This is a genomic window from Methanocalculus sp., from assembly GCF_029762515.1.
Lineage (GTDB): Archaea > Halobacteriota > Methanomicrobia > Methanomicrobiales > Methanocorpusculaceae > Methanocalculus.
Genome location: NZ_JARVGN010000494.1, coordinates 1 through 1,523 on the forward strand (window position 1 = coordinate 1; position 1,523 = coordinate 1,523).

Annotated in this window: 2 protein-coding genes; both read right to left on the bottom strand. The window is 55.9% G+C overall.

Going from position 1 to position 1,523, the window contains the following annotated elements; translation table 11 throughout:
• Window positions 1–1,113: hypothetical protein (locus QCH34_RS12545; RefSeq protein WP_300334630.1), on the bottom strand; the 1,113-nt coding region annotated here is incomplete at its 3' end.
• Window positions 1,110–1,523, bottom strand: a 414-nt coding sequence (locus QCH34_RS12550) for a PD-(D/E)XK nuclease family protein (protein ID WP_300334631.1), incomplete at its 5' end; no start/stop codon positions are given. The genes QCH34_RS12550 and QCH34_RS12545, both read right to left, overlap by 4 nt.

The following is a 1,523-nucleotide window of genomic DNA, read 5'->3' on the forward strand; positions in this document are numbered from 1 at the left end:
CCGCTTCACGTAGCGTTCCACCGCCACCTCGTTCTCCGTCCCGAGATCGTCCAGCCGAAAGACCTCATTCTTGATGTAGAAGTCCAGCTCCTGCCGGAGGAATCCGCCGAGGTCCTTGTGAATGAAAAAGTCGCTTGTGTTCTCCCTCGAAAAGCTCATCACGTGCTTGTAGAGCCGTGGATTTTTGTCAGTCTCCCGTTCGTTCGTCTGCAGGGCGTCGGATAATCCCTTTGGAAGGCCGCCGCTTTGCAGAATCTCATTCACCAGACCGCTTACGATGTCATCCTGGTTTGGCTTCTTCCTTGAAGCCCCAGGCGGGAAGCGTTTGATCAGCTCATCATCAGAAAGTGGCACCTGAGCGAACCGGACAATAAGGAGCTTCTTCTCTTCGTCGTACTCCACCGCCTCATCATTTGCGAGCACGAAGTACCGGCCCTTGCCGTTCCCGTTCGACTGTCCCTCGACCTGGACAACCTCGAAGAGCACCCGGTACGATCCGACATCGAACCCGTGACCCTTTAGAAATCGGTCCGTCTTGATGTAGTACTGGTCCTTGTTTGCCCAGTGGAACAAAACCTCCTCGCCGTTGTAGGGCACTGCGTACTTCTCGTTCGCCGCATATCGCCTGAGGGAGAGGAAGTCGCCGTCCTTGTAGTAGCGGGAAAAGAACTCCTCCAGGTGAGCGAAGATCTCCGCCTTCTGGAGATCGCCCATTGATGCCTCTTCCGCATCCCGGTGGAGCTTCTGCCACTTCTCATGGAGTTCCTTGCCCTTCGCTGCCTTCCGGTATTCTCCCTTGATGCCGCCCGCATCGAGGGCGTCGTCTCCGTATATCTCCCTGATGGTCTGCTCCAGCTCATTGAGTTCGGCCGTGATCTGTGTTCGGCTCTCTTCATCGTATTTACCAAACTCGGCACCAACGGCCTCGATCAGGTCCTTGTTCATGAATTGGAGGATTTCCTCCCGCTTCGGGTTCATGATCCGGTAGACACCGAAATCGAGGTCAGGAGAGTCTATCTGGAATAGCTCGGTTAGTTTCTGCTTCAGTTGTTGTTTGTGCCGCTTTAGCCGTTCTTCCTGGTATTTTGCCATCTTTGGATCCACGTCAATCACTTTCGCCACCTGCAAATGCCCTGATAATCGCACCGTTCGCAGGCTTTCCCGGGACATGCCGGAAATTCCCCTGCAAGAATCTGGCCAATATGCTCTTCCACTCGCCCTACTGTATCGGCAACAGTCTGCTCGCTCACATCCACTGCGTCCACATTCGCCTCCTCGAGGAACGCCACCGAACCCCGGGAAACGGTCTCCCCCACCACGCCGAGCCCCCGGGCGTAAAGACGCACCTGGAGCGCCGAATCTTCGGGTGTCGTCGCCGTGTCGGAAGTCTTATACTCGCGCACCTCCACGGCATCGCCGTCATGGAGGATGACATCAACCTTCCCGGCCACAATGGCGTTCTGTACCGGAAATTCCACCCTTGTCTCGACTTCGCGGATGCGGAGCATGTCATCATGGTAGGT